Source organism: Pantoea sp. M_10 (assembly GCF_008631515.1).
Lineage (GTDB): Bacteria > Pseudomonadota > Gammaproteobacteria > Enterobacterales > Enterobacteriaceae > Pantoea > Pantoea anthophila.
The window spans coordinates 47644-73322 of the sequence record NZ_VWUL01000008.1; the positions used below are offsets into that span (position 1 = coordinate 47644).

A 25679-nucleotide genomic window follows, 5' to 3' on the forward strand; every position below is an offset into this window, starting at 1 on the left:
GCTTAACGGACAGAAGAGGGAAGCAGATTTCATCTGTTCAGTCAGTGATTATCTGTGATCAACGGATAATCAGAAGGTTAACGCGTTTAAGCGGCGATGTGCGGTTCAGGGACATTCGCCGAGATGATCTAAGCACCATTCCCACACCGCCTGCGCAGCTCTGCCAGGCAGATCCGTACGTTTGCGCACCAGATAATAGTCACCTGCGCTATCGCCCGCGTCAGCCACCACGACCAGCCGACCCGCTTTGATATCGGCCTGCACAAAAGCCCGGCTCGTCAGCGCCACGCCCTGGCCGGCCATCGCGGCATCCAGCGCAAGGGTGGTCTGGTTAAAGCGGGCGCCGGGCAGCTTTCCCTCCTGCTGCAGGAAGCGTGGCCAGCCGTCATGCGCGTCATGCAATAGCGGAAGCGACGCAATCTGACGGGCTGTCAGCGGCAGGCTGAGCCCCTCCAGCAGATGTGGGCTGGCAACGGCGATCAGATGCTGACGAAACAGCAGCGCGCTCTCCAGAGTCGCGGGCAGGGCGGTTCGTGACAGCCGCACCGCGATATCCACCTGGTCACGGGAAAAATCGGACAGGGCCTCGGTGGCGACGGTGCGCAACTCAATGTCAGGAAGATCTGCCTGAAGCTGGCCCAGCCGGGGGATCAGCAGTCTGGCGGCGACGGTCGGCGTCACGCTGATCGTCACCACATCCGGGCGCGCCAGCAATCGGTCCGTTGATTCGACCAGCATATCAAACGCGCGCGTCACGTCAGCAAGCCAGGCCGCCCCCTGCGGCGTCAGCGAAAGCCCGCGCGCAAGCCGGTTGAACAGGCGGATGCCCAGATGATCCTCCAGTGCGCGAATCTGCTGCGCAACCGCCCCCTGCGTGACGCCCAGCTCCTCCGCCGCCGCACGGAAACTCAGCTTCCGGCCAGCGGCTTCAAACGCCCGCAGGGCATTCAGTGAGGGCAGACCGCGACGTGAGAGTGGCATAGTTATCCTGTAGTTTTTCTACATGCTCAGAGGTTTATTTATCGCGCGATAATACACCGCTTTCCTGCGAAGATGCGTTTTTCACAGCAAAAGGAGCAAAAGATGACCGCAGAAAAAGTCGCCATCATTACGGCTGGTGGATCGGGCATGGGCGCAGCCGCCGCGTGCAGGCTGGCGGATGAGGGATACCGCGTCGCAATCTTATCCTCTTCCGGTAAGGGCGAAGCGCTGGCGCGGCAGCTGGGGGGAATCGGTGTGACGGGTTCCAATCAGTCACAGGCGGATGTGCAGCAGCTGGTAGAGCAGGTCATGCAGCGCTGGGGACGGATTGACGGCCTGGTCAACTCGGCGGGTCATGGCCCGCGAGCCGACATTCCCGATCTGACGGATGACGCGTGGCAGACAGGCATGGAGGTCTATTTCCTCAGCGCCGTGCGCATGGCGCGTCTGGTGGCACCAATCATGGCAGCTCAGGGCGGCGGGGCCATCGTCAATATCTCTTCGGCGTGGACCTTTGAGCCGACAGAGATGTTCCCGACCTCCGCCGTGTTTCGCGCCGGTCTCGCCAGCTTCACCAGACTCTTTGCCGACCGCTATGCCGCAGACAACGTCCGGATGAACAACGTGCTGCCCGGCTGGATTGATTCGCTGCCCGCCACCGACGAACGCCGCCAGAGCGTGCCGATGAAACGCTACGGCAAGGCTGAAGAGGTGGCCGCCACGATCGCCTTTCTGCTGTCCGAAGGTGCCGCCTACATCACCGGCCAGAATATCCGGATCGATGGGGGACTGACCCGCAGCGTCTGACACGCCATTCCCACGTTCACCGCACCTTCACCCCGCCGTCACGCTGCTGTCATCTGAAGCCGTCAAGGTAACGCCATCCCGCAGTGATTTTTCACTGCGTTCCCACTCCGTAACCCGTGAGGATTTCATCGTGATGGAGTTATCCAGACATCCGACCACTGTCTACCAGGCGGTTGCCGCGCAGCTGGAGCAGGCGCTGAAAGAGCGTTACCGCTGCGGCGACTATCTGCCTTCCGAACAACAGCTGGCCGACCACTACGAAGTGAATCGCCACACGCTACGCCGGGCCGTCGATGAGCTGGTGCAGAAAGGGCTGCTGCAACGCCGTCACGGCGTGGGCATCCTGGTGCTGATGCGCCCGTATGACTATCCGCTGCATGCCCAGGCGCGCTTCAGTCAGAACCTGCTGGAGCAGGGAAGTCACCCGACCAGCGAACGGCTGCTGGCGGTGCTGCGTCCGGCCAGCAGTGACGTGGCCAGTGCGCTGGGCGTGAAAGAGGGCGACAACGTTATTCATCTGCGCACCCTGCGCCGCGCCAACGGCGTGCCGCTCTGCCTGATTAACCACTTCCTCGCCGACCTCAGCTGGTGGCCGCAGCTTCAGCGCTTTAACAGCGGCTCGCTGCACGACTTTCTGGTGGAGCACACCGGCAAACAGCTGGTGCGCACCCAGACCCGCATCAGCACCCGCCGGGCGCAGGCGAAGGAGTGCCGTCAGCTGGATATCGCACTCCATGCGCCGCTGCTCTGTGTGCGGACCCTGAACAAAACCGCAGATGGTGCGCTGGCAGAATACTCCGTCAGCCTGACCCGCGGTGACATGATCGAACTGACTCTGGAGCACTGATGGAACAGCAAACGGATCGCCAGCGCTGGCTGTCGGTGCTGGCACACAGCAACGCCGCGCGGCTTGAAGCGCACTGGCAGGCGCTGAATCTTCACCCCGAGTTTACCCTGATCCGCCCGGCCGAAATCGGCATGACGCGGCTGCAGGCGCGAATGGGGGCCACCGGGAAACGCTTTGTGATGGGTGATGCCACGGTGACCCGCGCCGTGGTGCAGCTGAGCGACGGCACCCTGGGATACAGCTACCTGTTAGGACGCGACAAAGCGCACGCCGAGCGCTGCGCCCTGCTGGATGCACTGTTGCAGCAGCCGGAAACCCGACCGCTGCTGGAAGAGAAGATTATTACCCCGCTGGCGGCGTGGCGTGAAGAGCAGCGACAGCTGCGCGCGCGCGAAATCGCCAGCAGCAAAGTGGATTTCTTTACGCTGGTTCGCGGAGATAACTGATGACTTTACTGGCAAGTTTTAACCACCCTGTTGCGGACGCACAGCGCGCCTTTCGCCGCATCCTGAAGGCGATGAGTGAGCCGGGCGTGATGGTCTCGCTGCCGCTGCAGCAGGGCTGGGGTGCGCTCTCTCCGGCGGCCACGGCGCTGCTGCTGACGCTGGTCGATCAGGAGAGTCCGGTCTGGCTGGATGCGAAAATCGACAACGAACAGCTGCGCAACAATCTGCGCTTCCATACCGGCGCGCCGATCACCACCCGGCAGGATGCGCCTTTTGCCCTGAGCCATGCGGCGGCGCAGCCCGACCCGACGGCGTTTGCGGCGGGGGATAACCTGTCACCGGAAAAAAGCACCACGCTGATTATCGAAGTGCCCTCGCTGAATGGCGGTCTGACGCTGCGACTCTCCGGCCCCGGCCTGCGCGAAACCCGCGCCATTGCGCCGCAGCTGCCGGAGAGCGTGCTGGACTATCTGCGCACCCGGCCGCATCCGTTTCCGCAGGGCGTGGATCTCATCTTCACCTGCGGCGAAGCGATCATGGCCGTGCCGCGTACCACCGTTGTGGAGGTGTGCTGATGTATGTCGCGGTAAAAGGGGGCGAAAAAGCGATTACGCATGCCCACCAGCTGCAGGCCGATCTGCGCCGTGGCGATCGGGCCGTGGCTGAACTCGGCTGCGATCAGGTGGCGCAGCAGCTGGGTCTGGCGGTGGATCGGGTGATGACCGAAGGGGGGATTTACGATCCGGAACTGGCGGCGCTGGCGATTAAGCAGGCCAGCGGCGACCTGGTCGAGGCAATTTTTCTGCTGCGCGCCTATCGCACCACGCTGCCACGGCTGGCGGAGAGTCGCCCGCTGGCGACCGGGACAATGCGTATCGAACGCCGCATTTCGGCGGTCTATAAAGATCTGCCGGGCGGCCAGGTGCTCGGCCCTACCTCTGACTACAGCCACCGTCTGCTCGACTTCACGCTGCTGGCCAATGGCGAAACGCCTGCCGCGCCGCGGGATGATCGGCCGGTCGCGGAAAGCTGCCCGCACATGTTCAGCATGATGAGCCGCGAAGGGCTGGCGGCCGCAGAGGAGGATGACGGCAGTGAGCCGACCGATATCACCCGCGAACCGATGGCGTTTCCCGCCTCGCGCGCGGCACGGCTGCAACAGCTGGTGCGCGGCGACGAAGGCTTTCTGCTGGCGCTCGGCTACTCGACGCAGCGGGGCTATGGGCGCACCCACCCGTTCGCCGGGGAGATCCGCACCGGCTATGTCAGCGTCAGCATCTGTCCCGAAGAGCTGGGCTTTGAACTGGAGATTGGGGAAGTGCTGCTGACCGAGTGTGAGATGGTCAACGGCGTGGCCCACCGCGAAGACGCCGCGCCGCACTTTACCCGGGGTTACGGGCTGGTGTTTGGCCGGGCGGAACGCAAGGCGATGGCGATGGCGCTGATGGACCGGGCGCTGCAAAGCCGCGAACAGCAGGAGCGCGTCACCAGCCCGGCGCAGGATGAGGAGTTTGTGCTGTCGCACGCCGACAACGTGGAAGCGGCAGGCTTCGTCTCCCATCTCAAGCTGCCGCACTACGTCGATTTCCAGGCGGAGCTGGCGCTGCTCAAACAGCTGCAGGATGACTATCAGGAGCGCAACCATGGCTGAACTCACGGGTTACAACAACGGTTATCTCGATGAGCAGACAAAACGCACTATTCGTCGCGCTATCCTGAAAGCGGTGGCGATCCCCGGCTATCAGGTGCCGTTTGCCGGGCGCGAGATGCCGATGCCTTACGGCTGGGGCACCGGCGGCATCCAGATCACCGCCAGTGTGATTGGCGATCAGGATGTGCTTAAGGTTATCGACCAGGGGGCTGATGACACCACCAATGCGGTGTCGATCCGCCACTTCTTTCAGCGGGTCAGCGGTGCGGCCACCACCGAACGCACCAGCGATGCCACGCTGATCCAGACGCGTCACCGCATCCCGGAAACGCCGCTGGAGGAGGATCAGATCCTGATTTTCCAGGTGCCGATCCCGGAGCCGCTGCGTTTTATCGAACCGCGCGAAACCGAAACCCGCCTCCTGCATGCGCTGGAGGAGTACGGCATCATGCAGGTGAAACTCTATGAAGATATCGCCCGCTATGGCCATATCGCCACGACTTATGCGTACCCGGTCAGGGTCAACGGGCGCTATGTGATGGACCCGTCACCCATCCCCAAATTCGACAACCCGAAAATGGACATGATGCCCGCGCTGCAGCTGTTTGGTGCCGGGCGTGAAAAGCGCATCTACGCGCTGCCGCCTTATACCCGCGTCGAAAGCCTCGATTTCGACGATCACCCGTTTACCGTGCAGCAGTGGGATGAACCCTGCGCGCTGTGCGGCTCGCGCCACAGCTATCTCGATGAGGTGGTGATGGACGATCAGGGCACACGGATGTTTGTCTGCTCCGACACCGACTTTTGCCACCAGCAGCAGGAACAGCAACATGCACAGTGAACAGCCGCTGCTTGCGGTCAGCCAGCTCACCCATCTTTATGCGCCGGGCAAAGGGTTTGAGCAGGTCAGCTTTGATCTCTATCCCGGCGAGGTGCTGGGCATCGTCGGCGAGTCCGGCTCCGGTAAAACCACGCTCCTGCACAGCCTCTCGGCACGCCTCGCACCGCAGCAGGGCACGCTTCTCTATCAGGGGCGCAACCTCTGGCAGATGAGTGAAAGCGAGCGCCGTCACCTGCTGCGCACCGAGTGGGGCGTGGTGCATCAGCATCCGATGGACGGCCTGCGTCCGCAGGTCAGCGCGGGCGGCAACATCGGCGAACGGCTGATGGCGACCGGCGCGCGGCACTATGGCGACATCCGCGCAACGGCGAGCCGCTGGCTGCAGGCGGTGGAGATTGACCCCGGCCGCATCGACGATCTGCCCACCACCTTTTCCGGCGGCATGCAGCAGCGTCTGCAGATCGCCCGCAACCTGGTGACGCAGCCACAGCTGCTGTTTATGGATGAGCCGACCGGCGGGCTGGATGTCTCGGTGCAGGCACGCCTGCTGGATCTGCTGCGCACCCTGGTGCGGGAGCTGAACCTGGCGGTGGTGATCGTCACCCACGATCTCGGCGTGGCGCGCCTGCTGGCACATCGTCTGCTGGTGATGAAACAGGGGCGGGTGGTGGAGAGCGGTCTGACCGACCGGGTGCTTGACGATCCTCATCATCCTTACACACAACTGCTGGTCTCTTCGGTGCTCAATTAAATGACGACTATCAATCCGCGTCTGCAGGTAGGAAACCTGTGTAAAACCTTTGTGCTGCACAACCAGAACGGCGCGGCGCTGCCGGTGCTGCACAACGCCAGCCTGACGGTGGGCGAGGGCGAATGCGTGGTGCTGCACGGTCACTCGGGCAGCGGCAAATCGACCCTGTTGCGCACGCTCTACGGTAACTATCAGCCCGACAGCGGCTATATCCGGGTCGCGCACCAGGGGGAATGGGTCGATATGGCGCAGGCCCCGGCGCGGCAGATTATCGCGCTGCGCCGCGACACGCTGGGCTGGGTGAGTCAGTTTCTGCGGGTCATCCCGCGCGTGCCAACGCTGGAGATTGTGATGCAGCCACTGCTGGAGCGCGGCGTCGACCGCCGGTTCTGCGAGGCGCGCGCCGCCGAACTGCTGAGCCGGCTCAACGTGCCGCAGCGCCTCTGGTCGCTGGCACCGTCCACCTTCTCCGGCGGAGAGCAGCAGCGGGTGAACATTGCGCGCGGCTTTATCGCTGACTATCCGGTGCTGCTGCTGGATGAACCCACCGCCTCCCTCGACAGCGTCAACAGCGCGGCGGTGGTGAGTCTGATTGAAGAGGCGCGCGCCCGGGGTGCCGCCATTGTTGGCATTTTTCACGATCGGGCGGTGCGCGAGCAGGTGGCCGATCGGCTGCATCTGATGCACCCCATTGAGACAGGAGCGCAGGCATGATCATCAACAATGTCAGACTGGTGCTGGAAAATGAGGTCATCAGCGGGTCGCTGGAGTTCCGCGATGAGCGTATCAGCAGCTTCAGCGAAACCCGCAGCCAGCAGCCGGGCGCGCTGGACGGCGAGGGGGCCTGGCTGCTGCCGGGGCTGGTGGAGCTGCACACCGACAACCTCGACAAGTTTTTCACCCCGCGACCCAAAGTGGACTGGCCTGCGCATTCGGCGATGAGCAGCCACGATGCGCTGATGGTCTCCAGCGGCATTACCACCGTGCTGGACGCCATTGGCGTCGGCGATGTGCGCGACGGCGGTCACCGGCTGGAGAATCTCAGCAGGATGATCGACGCCATCCGCGACAGCAACCGCAAAGGGCTGAATCGCGCCGAGCATCTGCTGCATCTGCGCTGTGAACTGCCGCACCCGACCACCGCGCCGCTGTTTGAGGCGCTGATGGGCACGCCGGAACTGGCGCTGGTCTCGCTGATGGATCATTCGCCGGGGCAGCGGCAGTATGCGTCGCTGACAAAATATCGCGAATATTACCAGGGCAAATACCAGCTGAATGACGCGGAGATGGATCAGTTTGAGCACGAGCAGCTCACGCTGGCGGCGGCCTGGTCGCAGCCCAATCGTCAGGCGATCGCCGGACTCTGCCGGGAACATGGCATCGCCATTGCCAGCCACGATGATGCCACCGCCGCGCATGTGGAGGAGTCCCACGCGGCGGGCAGCCGCATCGCCGAATTTCCCACCACCCTGGAGGCGGCACGCGCCTCGCGCTATCGCAACATGCAGGTGCTGATGGGGGCGCCCAACATCGTGCGCGGCGGCTCGCACTCCGGCAACGTCGCCGCCTGGGAGCTGGCGTCTCACGGCCTGCTGAACATTCTCTCATCCGATTACTACCCGGCCAGCCTGCTGGATGCGGCGTTCCGGCTGGCTGAGGATGAGCGCAACACGTTCGGCACGGCGCAGGCGATTGCGCTGGTCACCTGCAATCCGGCCCGCGCGCTGGGGCTTGAGGATCGCGGGGTGATAGCCGAAGGGTGTCGCGCCGATCTGGTGCTGGCGCACACCGCACATGGCTACCCGCATGTGCGCCACGTCTGGAGCAAAGGCCGGCAGGTCTACTGATGGCGCGGCTAATCTGGCTCACCGGTCCCTCCGGCTCAGGCAAGGATAGCCTGCTGGATGCGCTGCGGGCGGCACCGCCGCCGCGCCTGCTGATTGCCCATCGCTATATCACCCGCGCAGCGGATGCGGGCGGTGAAAACCACGTGGCGCTGACCGAGGCGGAGTTCGCCCGCCGCGCGGCGCTGGGGCTGTTCGCGGTGAGCTGGCAGGCGCACGGTTTCAGCTATGGCATTGGCTGTGAGACAGAGCAGTGGCTGCTGCGCGGACAGAACGTGGTGGTCAACGGCTCGCGGCTGCATCTGGCGCAGGCGCAGGCCCGCTTCGGTCCGCAGCTGCTGCCGGTCTGCCTGCAGGTCACGCCAGCGGTGCTGGCGGCGCGCCTGCGCCTGCGCGGACGGGAAGATGAGGCGGCAATCGCCCGGCGACTGGCGCGTGCCGCCCAGCCGCAGCCCGATGGCTGCCTGATCCTTAACAACGATGGCGCGCTGGCAGAGACCGTCCGGCAGCTGCGTCAGATAGTGGAGACGGCGCAATGAAACTCACTTTTCTCGGCACCGGTGGGGTGACCGCCGCGCCGCTGCCGGGCTGCGACTGCCGTGCCTGCCAGCGGGCGCAGCGCCATAGCGATTACGCCCGTGCGCCATGCAGTGCGCTGATTGAGACCGGGCGCGAGCGCATCCTGCTGGATGCCGGCCTGCCACTGCTGGCGTCGCGCTTTCCGCCCGGATCGCTGACGCGTATTCTGCTCACCCACTACCACATGGACCATGTGCAGGGACTGTTTGCGCTGCGCTGGGGGCGGGGGGCACCGATTCCGGTCTGGGGGCCGCCCGACCCGCGCGGCTGTGACGATCTCTATAAACATCCCGGCCTGCTCGACTTTCGTCCCGCCTTAACCCCGTTTGTGGCACACGCCTTTGGTGAACTGCAGGTGACGCCGCTGCCGCTTCAGCACTCGAAGCTGACGCACGGCTATCTGTTCGACTGGCACGGTCACCGGCTCGCCTGGCTGTGTGACACCTGCGGGCTGCCCCCCGACACCGCCGACTTTCTGCGTGGTCAGCCGCTGGATCAGCTGGTGATCGACTGCAACGACCCGCCGTCTGCCAGGCCGCGCAACCACAACGATGTCACCCAGGCCCTGGCCATTGTGGCGCTGCTCCGGCCGCGCCAGAGCTGGCTGACCCATCTCAGTCATGAGATGGATAACTGGCTGGCGGAAAATCCGCTGCCGGAGGGGGTGCAGGCTGCGCGTGACGGCCAGACGCTGCTGTGTGGCGCGCCCTGGCCTGTCACAGTTTGATCATCTGACTGTCATCCCGCTTTCATCGTGCCACGCCTTAATAACCGGCAGAACGCAATCAGAGATGACGGAGAACAGCATGGCACAGGCACTTCTGAAAACGGTGGTCGACCACGATCGGCCCCCGGTCAGTTTCAGCGGACAAAAAGTGTTGTCGGTGCAGGGATTGAGCAAAACCTACGGTGATACGCCGGTGCTGGATCGGGTCAGTTTCGATCTCCATGCCGGTGAGCTGGTGGCGGTGATCGGCCGCTCCGGCGCCGGGAAATCGACGCTGCTGCATATGCTTAACGGCACCATCAGCGCGACGGCGGGGGCGATTATCAGCCTGCATAAAGGGGAAGCCGAGCGTAACGTGGTCACCCTCAACAGCCGCCAGATGCGGGAATGGCGCAGTCAGTGCGGCATGATCTTTCAGGATTTCTGCCTGGTGCCGCGCCTCGACGTGCTGACCAATGTGCTGCTGGGCCGCCTGAGCCAGACCAGCACGCTGAAGTCCTTTTTTAAAATCTTCTCCGACCACGACCGGGCGCACGCTATCGAACTGCTGCAGTGGATGAACATGCTGCCGCAGGCGCTGCAGCGGGCAGAGAATCTCTCCGGCGGACAGATGCAGCGGGTGGCGATCTGCCGGGCGCTGATGCAGAACCCCAGAATCCTGCTGGCCGATGAGCCGGTGGCGTCACTCGATCCGAAAAACACGACGCGCATCATGGATGTGCTGCGTCAGGTCAGCGAGCAGGGCATCAGCGTGATGGTCAACCTGCACTCCATTGAGCTGGTGAAACGCTACTGCACCCGGGTGATTGGCATCCAGCGCGGCGTGGTGCTGTTTGACGGCCATCCTTCCCGACTGACTGACAGCCTGCTGCAGCAGCTGTACGGCGATGAACTTAACCAGATCCATTAACTTCCACAGCAAGAGAACAACTCCGAATGAAACTGACTTCTTTAGCACTACTGATCGGCGTTATGGCGTCGGGTGTCAGCGCAGCGGATGCGCCAAAACAGCTGAATCTGGGGATTCTGGGCGGTCAGAACGCCACCCAGCAGATTGGTGATAATCAGTGCGTGAAGACCTTCTTTGATAAAGAGCTGGGTGTGGATACTCAGATGCGCAACGCCTCTGACTATTCGGGCGTGATTCAGGGACTGCTGGGCGGCAAAATCGATATGGTGCTGAGCATGTCACCCGCCTCTTTCGCCTCGGTCTACCTGCAGGACCCGAAAGCGGTGGAGGTGGTCGGCATCGTGGTGGATGACAAAGACAGCTCCCGCGGCTACCACTCAGTGGTGATCGTCAAAGCGGACAGTCCCTACAAAAAGCTGGAAGACCTGAAGGGGAAATCGTTCGGCATGGCCGATCCGGACTCGACCTCCGGCTTCCTGATGCCGAATCAGGCGTTTAAGAAGATGTTCGGCGGCTCGGTGGATGACAAATATAACAACACCTTCTCCAGCGTCATCTTCTCCGGCGGCCATGAGCAGGACATTCTGGGTGTGCTGAACAACCAGTTTGACGGCGCGGTCACCTGGACCTCGCTGGTGGGGGACTATAACAGCGGCTACACCTCGGGCGCGTTTGGTCGCCTGATCCGGATGGATCACCCCGACCTGATGAAGCAGATCCGCATCATCTGGCAGTCGCCGCTGATCCCCAACGGTCCGGTGCTGGTCAGCAACAAACTGCCTGCCGACTTTAAAGCGAAAGTGGTGGCGGCGATTAAAAAGCTGGATAAAGACGATCACGACTGCTTCGTGAAAGCGGTGGGCGGCAAGCAGCATATCGGCCCGGCCACCGTTGCCGACTATCAGAGCATTATCGATATGAAGCGCGACCTGATGAAAGGCAGCCGCGGCTGACGAACCTTCCTGACTTCCCCGCCTCGCGGGGAGAGCGGGACGCGGTCAGCGTCCCGCTGCTTTCACGCCGGAGATCCCCCTTGACCGACTTCGAACACTATTACCAGCGCATCCGCCGTCAGCAAAAACGTGACACGCTTATCTGGTCACTGCTGCTGGTCACGCTCTATCTGGCGGCGGGCAGGGTGGCAGAATTTAATCTGCTCACCGTCTGGCAGTCGCTGCCGCACTTCTTTGACTACCTGCATGAGATCCTGCCGGTGCTGCATCTGCCGCTGCTGTTTGCCGACGGCAAAACAGAAGGCTCACTGGCCTACTGGGGCTACCGTCTCCCGATCCAGCTGCCGCTGATCTGGGAAACCCTGCAGCTGGCACTGGCGGCGACGCTGCTGGCGGTGGGGCTGGCGGCAGTGCTCGCCTTTTTCGCCGCCGACAATACGCAGACGCCGGTCAGCGTGCGGATGGCGATTCGCGCCTTTGTCGCCTTTCTGCGCACCATGCCGGAACTGGCGTGGGCGGTGATGTTTGTCATGGCGTTTGGTATCGGGGCGATACCCGGCTTCCTGGCGCTGGCGCTGCACACGGTGGGCAGCCTGACCAAGCTCTTTTATGAGGCGATTGAGTCCGCGTCGGATAAGCCGGTGCGCGGCCTGGCCGCCTGCGGAGCCAGTAAACTGCAGCGGATGCGCTTTGCCTTCTGGCCGCAGGTGAAACCCGCCTTTCTCTCCTACAGCTTTATGCGGCTGGAGATTAACTTCCGATCCTCCACCATCCTCGGGCTGGTGGGGGCGGGCGGCATCGGCCAGGAGCTGATGACCAATATCAAACTCGACCGCTACGACCAGGTCAGCATCACCCTGCTGCTGATTCTGATTGTGGTGTCGCTGCTGGATACGCTGTCCGGTCAGCTGCGTCGCCGTGTCACAGGAGAGCGCGCATGATCCGTTCCGTTCCCGCCATCGCGCAGCTGAAGCAGCAGCATCGCGAGCTGTTTGCCGCGCAGCCGCGCTATCTGCGGCGTCTGGCGCTGATGGCGCTGGCACTCCTGCTCTACTACCTCTATTTCTTTTCGGTGTTCGGGCTGGAGGGATCGCGCCTGCTGGCGGGCTGCCAGCAGCTGGGGCGCTACTTTCTGCGGATGTTTGTCTGGCATGACTTCATGAACTGGCCCTTCAGCTACTATCTGTCGCAGGTCGGGATCACCCTGGGGATCGTGTTTGCCGGTACGCTGACCGCCTCGCTGATTGCGCTGCCGCTGTCGTTCCTGGCGGCGCGCAACGTGATGCACGATCGCGCTGCGAAGCCGCTGGCGTTTCTGATGCGGCGGCTGTTCGACCTGCTGCGCGGCATCGACATGGCGATCTGGGGGCTGATTTTCGTTCGTGCGGTGGGCATGGGGCCGCTGGCCGGAGTGCTGGCGATTATCCTGCAGGATGTCGGCCTGCTCGGCAAACTCTACGCCGAAGGGCATGAGGCGGTCGAACGTTCACCGGGCCGCGGGCTGGGGGCGGTGGGCGCTAACAGCCTGCAGAAACACCGTTTCGGCATTTTCACTCAGTCCTTTCCGCAGTTTCTGGCGCTGAGCCTCTATCAGATCGAGTCCAACACCCGCTCTGCGGCGGTGCTCGGCTTTGTCGGCGCGGGCGGGGTAGGCCTGGTCTACGCCGAGAATATGCGGCTCTGGAACTGGGATGTGGTGATGTTCCTGACGCTGATACTGGTCGGGGTGGTGATGGTCATGGATATCATCTCCAGTCGCCTGCGCAAACGCTATATCACCGGGAAGCCGGTGCCGCTGTGGCAGCCTGCTGCGCGCGATTAAGCCGCTCGCTGCGCTGCCAGGCGCGCTGTAACGCCTGCACCAGCTGCGCCTGCTGCCAGGGTTTGCCCAGCCGCTCACACAGCGGCAGCGTGACCGGCTGGTGGCGCAGATCCTGACCGCTGATTAACAGCGTGGCGAGATGCGGCCAGTTCTGCTGCGCCTGTCGCACCACCTCCGCCCCGTTGATCTCGCCGGGCAGCATCAGGTCGCTGATCAGCAGGTCGATATCGGGTGTCTGGCGCAGCAGCGCCAGCGCCGCTTCGCCGTCGCCACACTCCAGCGTCAGATAACCCAGCTGGTGCAGATGTTCGCACAGGGTCTGCCGCACCGCCGGTTCATCATCCAGCACCAGCACCAGCCGGTTGCTGGCCACCGCTGGCAGCGCTGGCGGGGGAGGCGGCGCGACCGCTGCGGCGACCGCCTCCTGCGCGCGCGGCAGCAGAAGGCGCACCGTGGTGCCCTGGCCCGGCGCGGTTTCCAGCTCGATCTGACCGCCCGACTGCCGGACAAAACCGTAGACCATTGACAGGCCCAGCCCGCTGCCGCTGCCGGTGGCTTTGGTGGTAAAAAAGGGCTCGAAAACCTGTTCACGCACCTCCGCCGACATGCCGCAGCCCGTGTCGGTCACCTCAATTGTGACCCGGTCACGTTTTTCACTCCCCTCGATCCGCCGCTGATTCCAGATGCGCAGCCGGATTTCACCGCTTTGCTGCTGCATCGCATCGCGGGCATTAACCACCAGGTTCATCAGCGCATTCTCCAGCTGACTGGCATCGATCCATGCGGGCCAGCCGGGATGCTGCGCATCGATAATCAGCTGCTGTCCGGGCAGCAGCGAGTGCTGTAATAATCCCTGCAGGTTGTCCACCAGCGTGACCACCGACACTGCGCGCGGAAACAGCGCCTGCTTACGAGAAAAGGCCAGCAGACGCTGGGTCAGCTGGGCGGCGCGGTCGGCAGCCTGGCGCGCCCGCTCAATCCGGCTGGCGAGCGGGCCGGGCATCAGCTGCCCTTCGGTCAGCGCCAGGCTGCCGATAATCACCGCCAGCAGATTGTTGAAGTCGTGCGCCAGGCCGCCGGTCAGCTGGCCCACCGCCTTCATCTTCTGGCTGTGCTGCAGGGCCTCCTCCAGCGTTTTGCGCGAGGTGCGATCAAGGACGGTGTTCACCATGCCGCGCCGGGGGATCGGGCTGAAGCGCAGCTCCAGCGTCCGGCCATCGGCCAGCCGGATCTCCTGCGGTTCGCCGGGATCGTGCAGATCCCCCGCCAGCGGAGCGAGCAGCTGCTGATAGTGGACGCCGCGATGGAGCTCCCGCGGCGCGATGCCGAGCAGTTCGGCATACTGCGCGTTCCACACCACCAGCTGACCCTGATGGTCAAACAGGGCAAAGCCGTCGCGCATCGCCAGAAAGGTGGACTCCAGCTGGCTGCTCTTCTCTTTCAGCAGGCGTGAGGTGTGCGCCAGCGAGGCGGTATTGCGGGCAAAGACGTTGAAGGCCCGCGCCAGTTCGCCCAGTTCGTCGCGGCGCTGCAACCCCGGCACGCTGACGTTCTGCTCACCCTGTGCCAGCCGCGTCATGGCGGCGGCAATCGCCGTCAGGCTCGACCCCAAATTGCGGTAGATGTAGATCCCGGCATAGCCGGTGATCGCCAGCGCCAGCAGCACGAAAAGGGCGATAAAGCCGATGATGGAGTCCAGCTCGCGGTGGGTCGCCAGGGTTCGCGCTTCGCTCTGCAACGCCACCTGCTGCACCGAGGCACTGATATCCTCATTCAGCATCGCCACCAGCGCCTTAATCCGGTAGGTGGCGTAGGCGATCGCCAGATCGCTGTGTTCCAGCGCCTCCGCCAGCGGCAGCAGGCGCTGCTGGGTCGCCAGCAGTCGCGCAATGTTCTCGCCGGTGACGCCCGTCAGCGGCACGCTGCGCCACTGCGTCATCACCTGCTGCAGTTGCTCAATCACCGCAATCGGTGAGGGCGTACGGATGGCGATGCTGAGCAGCCGCTCAGTCTGCTCGCGCAGGGCGCTATCCGGCGCGCGCTGCGGTTCCTGCTGCAGCCGCTGACTGATGTGGCCGAGCAGAATCTGCGACTGCCACAGGTCGCTCAGCATGTTATTGCGCTGCAGGTGGCGCTGATGGCCGGTGAGCAGCAGGCGGTTAATCGTCTGCTCCAGCTCCAGGCTGCGGGCGCGGATACGGGCGATGCGCTCCGGCTGACGTGCGGCCAGCGGGGCGCTGGCGAGCAGGCTCAGCGACTGCTGCAGCGCCTGCTGATTCTGCTGAAGCCGCTGTGATTCGCTCTGATATTCCAGCGCGCCCACCACCTGCGACAGCCGCACGGCTGCTGTCGCCACATTGGCGGTATCACGCGCCAGCGCCAGACTGCCGTTCATGTCCGCCAGCGTCTGCGCCTGTGCCTGCTCCTGAATCGTACCGGCATGGCGAAAACCGACGATCGCCACCACGCTGACCATCAGCGTCACGGCGACCACCAGCAGATTGAACATCAACAGGCGGCCCCGCGCGCCAGCCTGCCACGGATAGGTGCGCTGCATCCCACCCCCTCTTTATCACGGCAACGATGGGCCGAGTATAGGAGCGGGCAGCCGGGTGAATATGACAAATATGAATGGCCGCTGACATTTTCCGTTTATCTGGCGTTGCTTAACTGACGGCTATCCACAGTCCGCAGGAGCGAGGCGATGACAGCCACACCGATACTGGAAATGCGCGGCATTACCCGGCGCTTCGGCAACTTTTATGCCCTGAAGGGGGTGGATCTCACGGTCTGGCCCGGCGAGGTCCATGCGCTGATGGGGGAGAATGGCGCGGGCAAAAGTACCCTGATGAAGATTCTGGCCGGGGCCTACAGCGCCAGCGGCGGAGAGATTCTGATCGAAGGCGAACCGCGGGCGCTGAAAGGGCCGAAAGCCGCGCTGGCCGCCGGGATCACCCTGATTTACCAGGAGATTAACCTGGCCCCCAACCTGACGGTGGCGGAAAACATTTTTCTCGGCAGCGAAATCGCCCCCGGCGGGCTGGTGAAGCGGCGGCAGATGGCGGAGGAGGCGCAGCGGGTAATCGACCGGCTCGGCGCGCAGTTCAGCGCCTGGGATCGCGTCAGCCGCCTCAGCATTGCCGAGCAGCAGCAGGTGGAGATCGCCCGGGCGCTGCAGCGCAACAGCCGCATTCTGGTGATGGATGAGCCGACCGCCGCGCTCTCAAACCGCGAAACTGAACAGCTCTTCGCGCTGATCAAACGGCTGCGCAGCGAGGGGATGGCGATTATCTACATCAGCCACCGCATGGCGGAGGTGTATGAGCTGTCGGATCGCGTCAGCGTGCTGCGCGACGGCGAGTATGTCGGCAGCCTGACGCGCGATCAACTCAACGCCAGTGAACTGGTGCGGATGATGGTCGGACGGCCGCTCAGCGATCTCTTTAATAAAGACCGGTCGATTCCCCTGGGTGATATCCGGCTGGCGGTGAATCACCTGACCGACGGCGGCAAAGTGCACCCCAGCAGCCTGGCGGTGCGCGCCGGTGAGATTGTGGCGCTGGCGGGGCTGGTCGGCGCAGGCCGCAGCGAGCTGGCGCAGCTGATTTTCGGCGTTCACAAGCCGAAGGAGGGCGAGATCTGGATCGACGGCGAGAAGGTCACCATCCTCTCACCGCGCGATGCGATTGCGCGCGGCATCGGTTTCCTCACCGAGAACCGCAAAGAGCAGGGGCTGTTTCTGGAGATGGCGGCGCAGGAGAACATCGTGATGGCGACGCTGGAGCGGGATGCCAGTTACGGCATGCTCAACCGCCGCAAAGGGCAGACCATCGCCAGCGAGGCGATTGCCTCCCTGAATATCCGCGTGCCGCATGCGCAGGTCCGGGCGGGCGGCCTCTCCGGGGGGAATCAGCAGAAGCTGCTGATCTCACGCTGGGTGGCGATTGGCCCGCGCATCCTGATCCTGGATGAGCCCACGCGCGGCGTCGACGTCGGGGCCAAAAGCGAGATCTACCGCATGATGCAGGAGATGGCGCGGCAGGGCGTGGCGATTCTGATGATCTCCAGCGAACTGCCGGAAGTGGTCGGGATGAGCGACCGCGTTTACGTGATGCACGAAGGCACCATCGTCGGTGAGCTGGAGGGCAGCCACATCAGTCAGGAAAATATTATGACGCTGGCAACCGGTGCGCACAGCGCAGCAGCAGGCGAAATCTGAGGAGATCACCATGACACAACTGGCCCGCACCCCCGCGCCCACGCTGAAACGCGCCCTGATGGGCGATCTGCTGCAGACGGTGGGGATCCTGCCGATTCTGATCCTCATCGTGGCGGTTTTTGGCTTCGTTACCCCCAACTTCTTTACCGAAGCGAACCTGCTGAACATTACCCGTCAGGCGTCGATCAATATCGTCCTGGCGGCAGGGATGACCTTTGTCATTCTCACCGGCGGCATCGACCTGTCGGTGGGGTCGATGCTCGGCACCACAGCGGTGGTGGCGCTGGTGGCCTCGCTCGACCCGATGCTCGCCTCCATGACCATTCCGATGGCGCTGGGCGCGGGTCTGGTGATGGGGCTGTTCAACGGTGTGCTGGTCGCCTGGGCTGGACTGCCGCCCTTTATCGTCACCCTCGGCACCTATACCGCCCTGCGTGGTGCGGCCTACCTGCTGGCGGACGGCACCACGGTCATCAACTCCGACATCAATTTTGAGTGGATTGGCAACGGCTACCTCGGCCCGGTGCCATGGCTGATTGTGATTGCCTTCGCGGTGATCGCCCTCTGCTGGTTTATCCTGCGGCGCACCACGCTGGGCGTCCATATCTATGCGGTCGGCGGCAACATTCAGGCGGCACGACTCACCGGCATCAAGGTGGGCGGGGTGCTGCTGTTTGTCTACGGCATGAGCGGCCTGCTCTCGGGGCTGGGCGGTCTGATGAGCGCCTCCCGTCTCTACAGCGCCAACGGCAACCTCGGCGTCGGCTATGAGCTGGATGCGATTGCCGCGGTGATCCTGGGCGGCACCAGCTTCGTCGGGGGCATCGGCACCATCACCGGCACCCTGATTGGCGCGCTGATTATCGCCACGCTCAATAACGGCATGACGCTGATGGGCGTCTCCTACTTCTGGCAATTGGTGATCAAGGGCGCGGTGATCATCATCGCCGTCCTGATCGACAAATACCGTACCCGTCATCATGTGAGTTAAGGCTGAAAGGCGGAGGCGCGATGTCGCCGCCGTCTCTGTAAAAACGCCATTAAGCGGTTGGCACTCTGATAACAGCAGGAGAAGGTCTATGCGTTTTAATCCGATTGTAACCGGGCTGCTGGCGGCAACGCTGTTCAGCGCCGGGCTGGCTCAGGCAAAAGAACTCAAATCCATCGGCGTCACGGTCGGCGATCTGGCTAACCCCTTCTTCGTGCAGATCACTAAAGGGGCGGAGATGAAGGCGCGTGAGCTGGCGGGGGACAAGGTCAACGTGACGCTGGTCTCCAGCGGCTACGATCTCGGCCAGCAGGTAGGGCAGATCGATAACTTTATTGCGGCAAAAGTGGACATGATTATCCTCAATGCCGCCGACTCGAAAGGCATTGCCCCGGCGGTGAAGCGGGCGCGTGATGCCGGTATCGTGGTGGTGGCGGTCGACGTGGCGGCCGATGGGGCGAATGCGACCATTACCTCCGATAACACCCAGGCGGGCGCGATGGCCTGCAAATATATCTCTGACCGCCTGAAAGCGAAAGGCAACGTGGTGATCATCAACGGTCCGCCGGTGTCTGCGGTGCAGAACCGTGTTGAAGGCTGCATGAACGAACTGAAAACCCATCCCGACATCAAGCTGCTCTCTTACAACCAGAACGCCAAAGGCAGTCGTGAAGGGGGACTGGAGGTGATGACCGGTCTGCTCTCCGCTAACCCCAAAATTGATGCGGTGTTTGCCATTAACGATCCCACCGCCATCGGCGCGGATTTAGCCGCGAAACAGGCGCAGCGCAGCGAGTTCTTTATCGTCGGCGTCGATGGATCGCCGGATGGTGAAGAGGCGCTGAAGCGCAAAAACTCCCTGTTTGTCGCGACCCCGGCGCAGGACCCGCAGGTGATGGCGGCGAAGGCGGTGGAGATTGGCTACGACATTCTGCAGGGCAAACCGGCACCCGAAAAGCCGGTGCTGATCCCGGTGAAGCTAATCGATCGTGACAACATCGGCAGCTATCAGGGCTGGACGGTGAAATAAGGCGCAGGGCGGCGCCTCCGGGTGCCGCTTCAGACTGAATCTGCCAGCTACGCATAACTTTATCGCGCAGGGAACACGGGCAGAGGAGGAAAGCGTCCCGCGCCAGGGACGGCGCGGGCCGAGTGGCCAGGGATGGTTTAAACGACTTTCCGATCTGACCGTGTTTCCTGCGCAGGCTCTGTCCTGCAGCTAACCGGGGCAGTCTTTGTCAGCACCCTCAGGAGGCCACCATGCAACGTTCAGAGGTCAATCACTACCTGCAGCAGACACGCGAATTTTTCCGCCAGCAGGATGTGCATCTGCCGCCGTGGGCCGATTTCGGGTCAGGTCAGTGGCGGGCGCAGTCACCTGACTCGATGGCGGAGATTCTGGCACTGCGGCTGGGCTGGGATCTGACCAGTTTTGGCGCGGACGACTTTCTGCAGACCGGGCTGACGCTGTTTACGCTGCGCAACGGTTCGCCCGGCGGACAGCCTTGGCACAAACCCTATGCGGAGAAGATCCTGCACGTGCGCGACGGGCAGCTGACGCCGATGCACTATCATCCGCGCAAGATGGAAGACATCATCAATCGCGGCGGCGGGAATCTGATTGTCGAACTGCATAACCGCGACGGCGCGGCACTGGCCGACTCGCCGGTCACGGTGTCGCTGGATGGTCTGCGCCAGACCCACGCTGCGGGTTCGCAGCTGCGGCTCTCACCGGGTGAAAGCGTGACCCTTGAGGCGGGCCTCTGGCACAGCTTCTGGGGCGAACCGGGTTTTGGCGACGTGCTGGTGGGCGAGGTGTCGATGCCCAATGATGACGAAAACGACAACGTGTTCCTGACGCCACTGGCCCGCTTCAATCCGCTTGAGGAGGATGAAGCGCCGCGCTGGCTGCTCTGTAATGACTACGCCCGCGGCTTTACCTGACCCTTCCTGACGCTGATCATCGCTGTGCGTGGTCGCCGGGAGCGGGCTGCCTCATCGTTCTTATACTGCGGGCAGGCGGGTCACCAGACAGCCGTGCGTACTCGCGCGTAAACTGCGTCAGACTTTCATCGCCCACATCCGCCGCCACGGCGGCGACATTGCCAGGACGCAGCGCGACTCAGGCGATCTGGCTGGTGCGCGGGGCGGTTTCAGGTTTCATTACGTCAGCCGAAAAGACATAGCCCAGGCCGCGAATGGTGCGGATCAGATCGGGCTGATGCGGGTTGATTTCGATTTTGCGGCGCAGGCGCATGATCAGCACGTCGATGGTGCGGTCAAACACATCCAGACTTTCGCTGTGGGTCAGCTCCAGCAGCTGATCGCGGGTCAGCACCTTGCGGGCGTGACGCACCAGCGCCCGCAGCAGGCTGAACTCGCCCTGGGTCAGCGGCACCAGCTCGCGCTGCGGATTGAACAGCTGGCAGCGACTGTCGTCCAGCTGCCAGCCGCCGAATCGCCAGCCCGCCGGTTCCGGTTCGCTCTGGACAGGGCGTCCGCCGCGCCGCAGGGCCGCCCGGGTTCGCGCCACCACCACGCGCGGATTAAAGGGTTTGGCGATGTAATCATCGGCGCCCATCTCCAGGCCGACCACCATCTCCGCTTCGGAACCCATACCGGTCAGCATGATCACCAGTACTTCGGGACGCTGACGCTGCAACTGCTGCAGCACCAGCAGTCCGTTGGTGTCAGGCAGCATCATATCCAGCATCACCAGCGTGATCTCCGGGTGCGTGCTGAGCATCAGCAGCGCCTCTTTTCCCTGATGACAGCAGTAGACCTTTAACTGATGTTCACCTAACGCATCCTGCAGGACGTCGCAGACAGCAGGATCATCATCCACCACCAAAATCGCTGGCTTCATGGCGCGGCCTCAATGTTACGAAAGAGTTAATTCAGGAGTCTACACAGGCCAGAAAAGTGCGCTGAGGCAGCGTGCTGAAACGTGACACGCCTCGCCCGTGAGTGTGCGGAAGCGTGCGCTGGCGCAGAGTTTTGCGGGGGTGACACAGGGAGGCAGGAAAACGATTGCGCATCCTCGGTGCATTGCACCATAATCGCGCCTCGTTTTGGTTCGGAATTCTCTGAGGCGCATCCGGCTCTGCCAGGTAATCGATTGCGTCGGTAAGTGGCATGGCAATTGCTTTGGGCAGTGGGTCAGTCAGGGATTTCAGACGATTCCGGCAGGTCAGTATGCAGCGGCCGGTATCCGCGTCCCGAAAACAGAATAATCAGCATGCAACCCCCTTTGGCAAGCGAGACCCACACCGGTGCGGTCTCCTGTATCGAGAGATGATGATGTTAGAAAAACTATTCAAACTCAAAGCGCATAACACGACGGTTCGTACCGAGATTATCGCCGGGATCACCACCTTTCTGGCGATGGCCTATATTCTGTTTGTTAACCCGAGCATTCTGGGCGCGACCGGCATGGATAAGGGCGCCGTATTTGTCGCGACCTGTCTGGCGGCGGCGATTGGCTGTGCGCTGATGGGGCTGATCGCTAACTACCCGATTGCACTGGCACCGGGCATGGGGCTGAACGCCTTCTTCACCTATACCGTCGTACTGCACATGGGCTACACCTGGCAGGTTGCGCTGGGTGCGGTGTTTCTCTCGGCAGTGATTTTCTTTGCGATGTCGCTGTTTAAAATCCGTGAGTGGATTATTGCCAGTATTCCGCTGCCGCTGCGCGCGGGGATTGGTGCCGGTATTGGCCTGTTTCTGGCGATCATTGCGCTGGAAGGCGCAGGCATTGTGGTCGATAACCCGGCGACGCTGGTGGGCATTGGCGATCTGACAAAACCGGGTCCGCTGCTGGCGATGCTTGGCTTTGTGGTGATTGTGGTGCTGGAAGCGCGTCGCGTAACCGGTGCCGTGCTGATCGGTATTCTGCTGGTAACCTTCATCTCTATGGGCATCGGCCTGTCGCCGTTTGCCGGAGTCTTCTCTGCACCACCATCGATTGCACCGACCTTTATGCAGCTGGATATCGCTGGCGCGTTTAACGTCGGCCTGGTCAGCGTGATTTTTGCCTTCCTGTTTGTGGATGTGTTTGATAACACCGGCACCCTGCTGGGCGTCACCAAACGCGCCGGTCTGGCGGATGAGCAGGGTAACGTGCCGAAGATGGGCCGTGCGCTGATTGCTGACAGTGCGGCTGCGCTGTTTGGTTCACTGCTGGGCACCTCAACCACCACCAGCTATGTGGAGTCGGCGGCGGGCGTGAGTGCGGGTGGCCGCACGGGCCTGACGGCGATCGTGGTCGCCGTGCTGTTCCTGCTGGCGCTCTTCTTCTCGCCGCTGGCCTCCAGCGTGCCGGTCTATGCCACCGCGCCCGCGCTGCTGTTTGTGGCCGTGCTGATGACATCCAGTCTGGCGGATATTGACTGGAAAGATATCACCACTGCTGCCCCGGTGACGGTTACCGCGCTGACCATGCCACTGACCTATTCCATCGCCAACGGTATCGCTTTTGGATTTATTACCTGGACGCTGGTGAAACTGCTGAGCGGTCGCGCCAGAGAGGTCAATGCCGCGCTGATTATCCTGTCGATTCTGTTTGTAATTAAGCTGGGCTGGCTGAGCGCCTGATGGTGGCCTGGCGGCCGGGGACGTTTCACCCGGCGGTGGAGAGTTATCACCTGGCGGTGGGGTGGCTCTGAGCGGGTTTCGCCTGTCGGGCATAGGAGAGTTATTACCTGGCGGTGGGCTGGCTCTGAGAAGGTTTCGCCCGCCATGCGTGAGGGAGTTTCAGCCTGCCCGTGCAGGCGGACGCGTCAAGGGGCGGACGCCCGCCCCTTAACAATCCCTGCGTCCGGCAGCCTCCGCGCCCCGCGTTGCGGGGTGCCTTCGTCACGCCCTGCGGCCGACGGACCGTCCGGACTCGCCATCCCTGGCTCGTGCCGTCCTCTCGCCGACGTCCTGTCGGCTCATCCTGGCCTCCGGTTGTTCCTCAGCGCGCCGGATGCCTCTCCCACACCCCCGCCTTTGATATCTTCGTTTCTCCTGAATGGAGCGTTGTCTGTTTGCACCGAAGCCAAAGACATTCTTTAAAACTCACCGCAGTAAAGTTCTTAACAGTAGAAGAAGAGATAACAGCGGGGAGGGAGGCCGTCTGAGCCGCTGAGCGGATGAGGGATTTCAGGACGAGCGACAGGGATGTCGCGAAGAGGCAGGTTCGCGCCATGGATGGCGCGTCCTGCCGGTCCGTGAGAAATCCGGAAGAAGCGAGGGGACCGCGAAGCGGCGGTGAGGCAGGCCGGAGCGCGGGGTCAAGGGGGCGCGGCGACTGGCGCCCCCTTGTCGGTCGCCTGCAGAGGCGAAGCTGAAACTGCCCAACCTGTTGGGCGAACGAAACCTGCTCAGTGCCCCTTCGCGCAGCGAACCCAGTAGCCCAGGCGACCAGCCGAACGAAATCTTCTCAGACTCCGCTCGCGCAGCAACCGCCCTCAAGCCCCCTTCGCGCAGCGAACACCCCCCGGCAGCAACACTTACCGGAAAGGCGGCTCATTAAACGTCCGCAGCTTCCGCGAATGCAGCTTGTCACCCTCGGCGCGCAGCAGCTCTACCGCGTGGATACCAATCTGCAGATGCTCCGAAATCGCACCTTCATAGAAACGGTTGGCCTGACCCGGCAGCTTGATTTCACCGTGCAGCGGCTTATCGGAGACGCACAGCAGCGTGCCGTAAGGCACCCGGAACCGGTATCCCTGTGCGGCAATGGTGGCGCTCTCCATATCGACCGCCACCGCGCGGCTCAGGTTAAAACGCAGCGCCGACGCAGAGTAGCGCAGCTCCCAGTTGCGGTCATCCGTGGTCACCACGGTGCCGGTACGCAGCCGCTGTTTGACCTCTTCTCCCGGCATGTTGCTCACCGCTTTGGTGGCGTCATACAGCGCACGCTGCACCTCGGCGATGCTCGGCACCGGGATGTCAGGCGGCAGTACGCTGTCGAGCACGTGGTCGTCGCGCAGATAGGCGTGAGCCAGCACATAGTCGCCAATCCGCTGACTTTCGCGCAGACCGCCGCAGTGACCAATCATCAGCCAGGCGTGCGGGCGCATGACCGCCAGATGATCGCAGATTGTCTTGGCATTCGACGGGCCAACGCCGATGTTTATCAGCGTAATGCCGCGACGGTTGGGTGAGGTGAGATGCCAGGCGGGCATCTGGTGCTTCTTCCACGCGAGATCGGAGAGCATCGCCTCGCTGTCGGCCGTGTCGGCCGTCAGCACCACGTCCCCGGCGCAGGCCAGGCTGTCGTAGGGTGTCTCCGGGTCGCGCACCTGCTCGATCGCCCAGCGGACAAACTCATCAACATAACGGGTGTAGTTGGTGAACAGCACAAACGGCTGGAAATGTTCAACGCTGGTGCCGGTGTAGTGGCGCAGACGGGCCAGCGAGAAATCGGTGCGCAGCGCGTCGAAGTGGGAGAGCGGAAACTGAGCGTCGGCGTGGAACAGCCCGTCGGTGGTCTCATCCCCAATCTGCGACAGCTCGGTGGTCGGGAAGTGGCGTGCGATTCCGGCGCTCATGGTGCGATCCAGTGAGAGATCGGAGCCGTCAATCACGTAAGGATAGGGGATCTCCTGGCGGGAAGGCACCACGTCAATCTCCAGCTCATACTCCTTCTCCAGCATCGCCAGCTGTTCCGCAATGTAGTGGCGCAGCAACGCCGGGCGGGTAATGGTGGTGCTGTAACTGCCGGTATGCGTAAAGCGTCCCCAGGCGCGCGTGCGATTCTGCTGCGGGCCGTCACCGCGCCAGGTGATGCGCAGCTCCGGGTAAACAAACAGTCCCTGCTCCCGGGCGTCGGCATCGGGCAGCGTGCCGTTTTCGGTAAAGGTTTTAATCGCCGCACGCAGTGCATCGACCGCGCCACTGTAAAGGCGTTCAAGTTCATCCAGCGCCTGCTGGCTGGTCAGGTTTTTCCGTAATGTCGGCATGGTTTCTCCTTCCATTTTTTTCCGCAGTTTGCCCCAAGCTTAGCGGGTTTGTTGCAGAGATTGGTGAAGAATGTGTGATCGCCTTTTTTTTGCGCGAACCCGGCGGATAATCTGAACAGCGTGGCCGGATGCGCCCGTCAGCGGCGCTGAAAGCCCATAAGAAAATCTTCACGATCCAGGCCGGGGTTTTGTTTACGCTGCCCGCATTATAAAGGCGAAAAGAGGGCAGAATGGGTACCCGCTCGCGCGCGCTGTGCGTTCGTAACGTCGGGGAAATAAACAGGATTGCTACAGCGGGCAGGGCGACGGGGCAGAAAATGCCGTGACAGCCCGAAAAAGTTTGTAACGATGATTAATTTGTCC

At 62.8% G+C, this 25679-nt stretch carries 24 protein-coding genes; 20 read left to right on the forward strand and 4 right to left on the reverse strand.

All coding sequences use genetic code 11. From position 1 onward, the window contains the following. Positions 1–105: 105 nt before the first annotated feature. Complete coding sequence (locus tag F3I47_RS18740) at positions 106–981, reverse strand: LysR substrate-binding domain-containing protein (RefSeq protein WP_150029783.1); 876 nt, start codon at positions 979–981, stop codon at positions 106–108. A gap of 102 nt (positions 982–1083) precedes the next feature. Here F3I47_RS18740 and F3I47_RS18745 point away from each other — a divergent pair, with 102 nt between their 5' ends. The 15 genes from F3I47_RS18745 (at position 1084) to phnE (F3I47_RS18815) (ending at position 13159) form a co-directional block, all read left to right on the forward strand. Continuing rightward, positions 1084–1788, forward strand: coding sequence for an SDR family oxidoreductase (locus F3I47_RS18745; RefSeq protein WP_046102127.1), 705 nt, complete (start codon positions 1084–1086; stop codon positions 1786–1788). A gap of 133 nt (positions 1789–1921) precedes the next feature. Then, a complete protein-coding gene (gene phnF / locus F3I47_RS18750; RefSeq protein WP_009089462.1) occupies positions 1922–2635 on the forward strand; it encodes a phosphonate metabolism transcriptional regulator PhnF in 714 nt (237 codons plus the stop codon). Next, positions 2635–3081: a phosphonate C-P lyase system protein PhnG gene (phnG, locus tag F3I47_RS18755; protein ID WP_111208189.1), complete on the forward strand. Its 447-nt coding sequence runs from the start codon at positions 2635–2637 to the stop codon at positions 3079–3081. The genes phnF and phnG overlap by 1 nt, the downstream gene beginning before the upstream one ends. Then, the gene (gene phnH, locus F3I47_RS18760; RefSeq protein ID WP_009089466.1) at positions 3081–3656 is read left to right on the forward strand and encodes a phosphonate C-P lyase system protein PhnH; all 576 of its coding nucleotides are present in this window, start codon (positions 3081–3083) and stop codon (positions 3654–3656) included. The genes phnG and phnH overlap by 1 nt, the downstream gene beginning before the upstream one ends. Then, positions 3656–4732 (forward strand): carbon-phosphorus lyase complex subunit PhnI, encoded by a 1077-nt coding sequence (locus F3I47_RS18765; protein WP_150029784.1) that lies wholly within the window; start codon positions 3656–3658, stop codon positions 4730–4732. Before phnH ends, F3I47_RS18765 begins: the two co-directional genes overlap by 1 nt. Continuing rightward, a complete protein-coding gene (locus F3I47_RS18770; protein WP_009089470.1) occupies positions 4725–5573 on the forward strand; it encodes an alpha-D-ribose 1-methylphosphonate 5-phosphate C-P-lyase PhnJ in 849 nt (282 codons plus the stop codon). Before F3I47_RS18765 ends, F3I47_RS18770 begins: the two co-directional genes overlap by 8 nt. Further along, positions 5563–6324, forward strand: coding sequence for a phosphonate C-P lyase system protein PhnK (phnK, locus tag F3I47_RS18775; protein WP_058957653.1), 762 nt, complete (start codon positions 5563–5565; stop codon positions 6322–6324). Before F3I47_RS18770 ends, phnK begins: the two co-directional genes overlap by 11 nt. Further along, a complete protein-coding gene (gene phnL / locus F3I47_RS18780; protein WP_058957654.1) occupies positions 6325–7038 on the forward strand; it encodes a phosphonate C-P lyase system protein PhnL in 714 nt (237 codons plus the stop codon). After that, positions 7035–8171 carry an alpha-D-ribose 1-methylphosphonate 5-triphosphate diphosphatase gene (gene phnM, locus F3I47_RS18785; RefSeq protein WP_150029785.1) on the forward strand — a complete coding sequence of 379 codons (1137 nt, stop codon included), beginning with the start codon at positions 7035–7037 and terminating at the stop codon, positions 8169–8171. The genes phnL and phnM overlap by 4 nt, the downstream gene beginning before the upstream one ends. Continuing rightward, positions 8171–8707 (forward strand): ribose 1,5-bisphosphokinase, encoded by a 537-nt coding sequence (phnN, locus tag F3I47_RS18790; protein WP_150029786.1) that lies wholly within the window; start codon positions 8171–8173, stop codon positions 8705–8707. The genes phnM and phnN overlap by 1 nt, the downstream gene beginning before the upstream one ends. Further along, positions 8704–9474: a phosphonate metabolism protein PhnP gene (gene phnP / locus F3I47_RS18795; protein WP_046102121.1), complete on the forward strand. Its 771-nt coding sequence runs from the start codon at positions 8704–8706 to the stop codon at positions 9472–9474. The genes phnN and phnP overlap by 4 nt, the downstream gene beginning before the upstream one ends. Before the next feature lie 79 nt (positions 9475–9553). Beyond that, the gene (gene phnC / locus F3I47_RS18800; RefSeq protein ID WP_009089482.1) at positions 9554–10384 is read left to right on the forward strand and encodes a phosphonate ABC transporter ATP-binding protein; all 831 of its coding nucleotides are present in this window, start codon (positions 9554–9556) and stop codon (positions 10382–10384) included. 26 nt (positions 10385–10410) lie between these two features. Next, the gene (phnD, locus tag F3I47_RS18805; RefSeq protein WP_150029787.1) at positions 10411–11337 is read left to right on the forward strand and encodes a phosphonate ABC transporter substrate-binding protein; all 927 of its coding nucleotides are present in this window, start codon (positions 10411–10413) and stop codon (positions 11335–11337) included. 80 nt (positions 11338–11417) lie between these two features. Beyond that, positions 11418–12278 carry a phosphonate ABC transporter, permease protein PhnE gene (gene phnE / locus F3I47_RS18810; RefSeq protein WP_046102120.1) on the forward strand — a complete coding sequence of 287 codons (861 nt, stop codon included), beginning with the start codon at positions 11418–11420 and terminating at the stop codon, positions 12276–12278. Continuing rightward, positions 12275–13159 (forward strand): phosphonate ABC transporter, permease protein PhnE, encoded by an 885-nt coding sequence (phnE, locus tag F3I47_RS18815; protein ID WP_150029788.1) that lies wholly within the window; start codon positions 12275–12277, stop codon positions 13157–13159. The genes phnE (F3I47_RS18810) and phnE (F3I47_RS18815) overlap by 4 nt, the downstream gene beginning before the upstream one ends. On the opposite strand, the gene F3I47_RS18820 is transcribed toward phnE (F3I47_RS18815), so the two are convergent. Further along, positions 13113–15716 (reverse strand): ATP-binding protein, encoded by a 2604-nt coding sequence (locus F3I47_RS18820; protein WP_150029789.1) that lies wholly within the window; start codon positions 15714–15716, stop codon positions 13113–13115. The genes phnE (F3I47_RS18815) and F3I47_RS18820 overlap by 47 nt on opposite strands. A gap of 147 nt (positions 15717–15863) precedes the next feature. Between F3I47_RS18820 and F3I47_RS18825 the strand changes: the two genes are divergently transcribed. The 4 genes from F3I47_RS18825 to F3I47_RS18840 all read left to right on the forward strand — a co-directional run bounded on the left by F3I47_RS18825 (position 15864) and on the right by F3I47_RS18840 (position 20310). Beyond that, positions 15864–17378 (forward strand): sugar ABC transporter ATP-binding protein, encoded by a 1515-nt coding sequence (locus F3I47_RS18825; protein WP_150029790.1) that lies wholly within the window; start codon positions 15864–15866, stop codon positions 17376–17378. Positions 17379–17388: 10 nt separating this feature from the next. Further along, positions 17389–18369 carry a ribose ABC transporter permease gene (locus F3I47_RS18830; RefSeq protein ID WP_009089493.1) on the forward strand — a complete coding sequence of 327 codons (981 nt, stop codon included), beginning with the start codon at positions 17389–17391 and terminating at the stop codon, positions 18367–18369. Between the two features lie 88 nt (positions 18370–18457). Then, positions 18458–19396 (forward strand): ABC transporter substrate-binding protein, encoded by a 939-nt coding sequence (locus F3I47_RS18835; RefSeq protein WP_046102116.1) that lies wholly within the window; start codon positions 18458–18460, stop codon positions 19394–19396. Between the two features lie 230 nt (positions 19397–19626). After that, on the forward strand, positions 19627–20310 hold the full coding sequence (locus F3I47_RS18840; RefSeq protein WP_150029791.1) for a D-lyxose/D-mannose family sugar isomerase: 684 nt from the start codon (positions 19627–19629) through the stop codon (positions 20308–20310). Between the two features lie 178 nt (positions 20311–20488). Here the strand turns inward: F3I47_RS18840 and F3I47_RS18845 are convergent, their stop codons facing one another. Next, positions 20489–21232, reverse strand: a complete 744-nt coding sequence (locus F3I47_RS18845; RefSeq protein WP_009089499.1) for a response regulator — start codon at positions 21230–21232, stop codon at positions 20489–20491. A gap of 431 nt (positions 21233–21663) precedes the next feature. Here F3I47_RS18845 and F3I47_RS18850 point away from each other — a divergent pair, with 431 nt between their 5' ends. Continuing rightward, the gene (locus tag F3I47_RS18850; RefSeq protein WP_223812758.1) at positions 21664–22962 is read left to right on the forward strand and encodes an NCS2 family permease; all 1299 of its coding nucleotides are present in this window, start codon (positions 21664–21666) and stop codon (positions 22960–22962) included. Between the two features lie 899 nt (positions 22963–23861). Here F3I47_RS18850 and F3I47_RS18855 read toward each other — a convergent pair. Next, on the reverse strand, positions 23862–25316 hold the full coding sequence (locus tag F3I47_RS18855; RefSeq protein ID WP_046102104.1) for an AMP nucleosidase: 1455 nt from the start codon (positions 25314–25316) through the stop codon (positions 23862–23864). Positions 25317–25679: the final 363 nt, after the last annotated feature.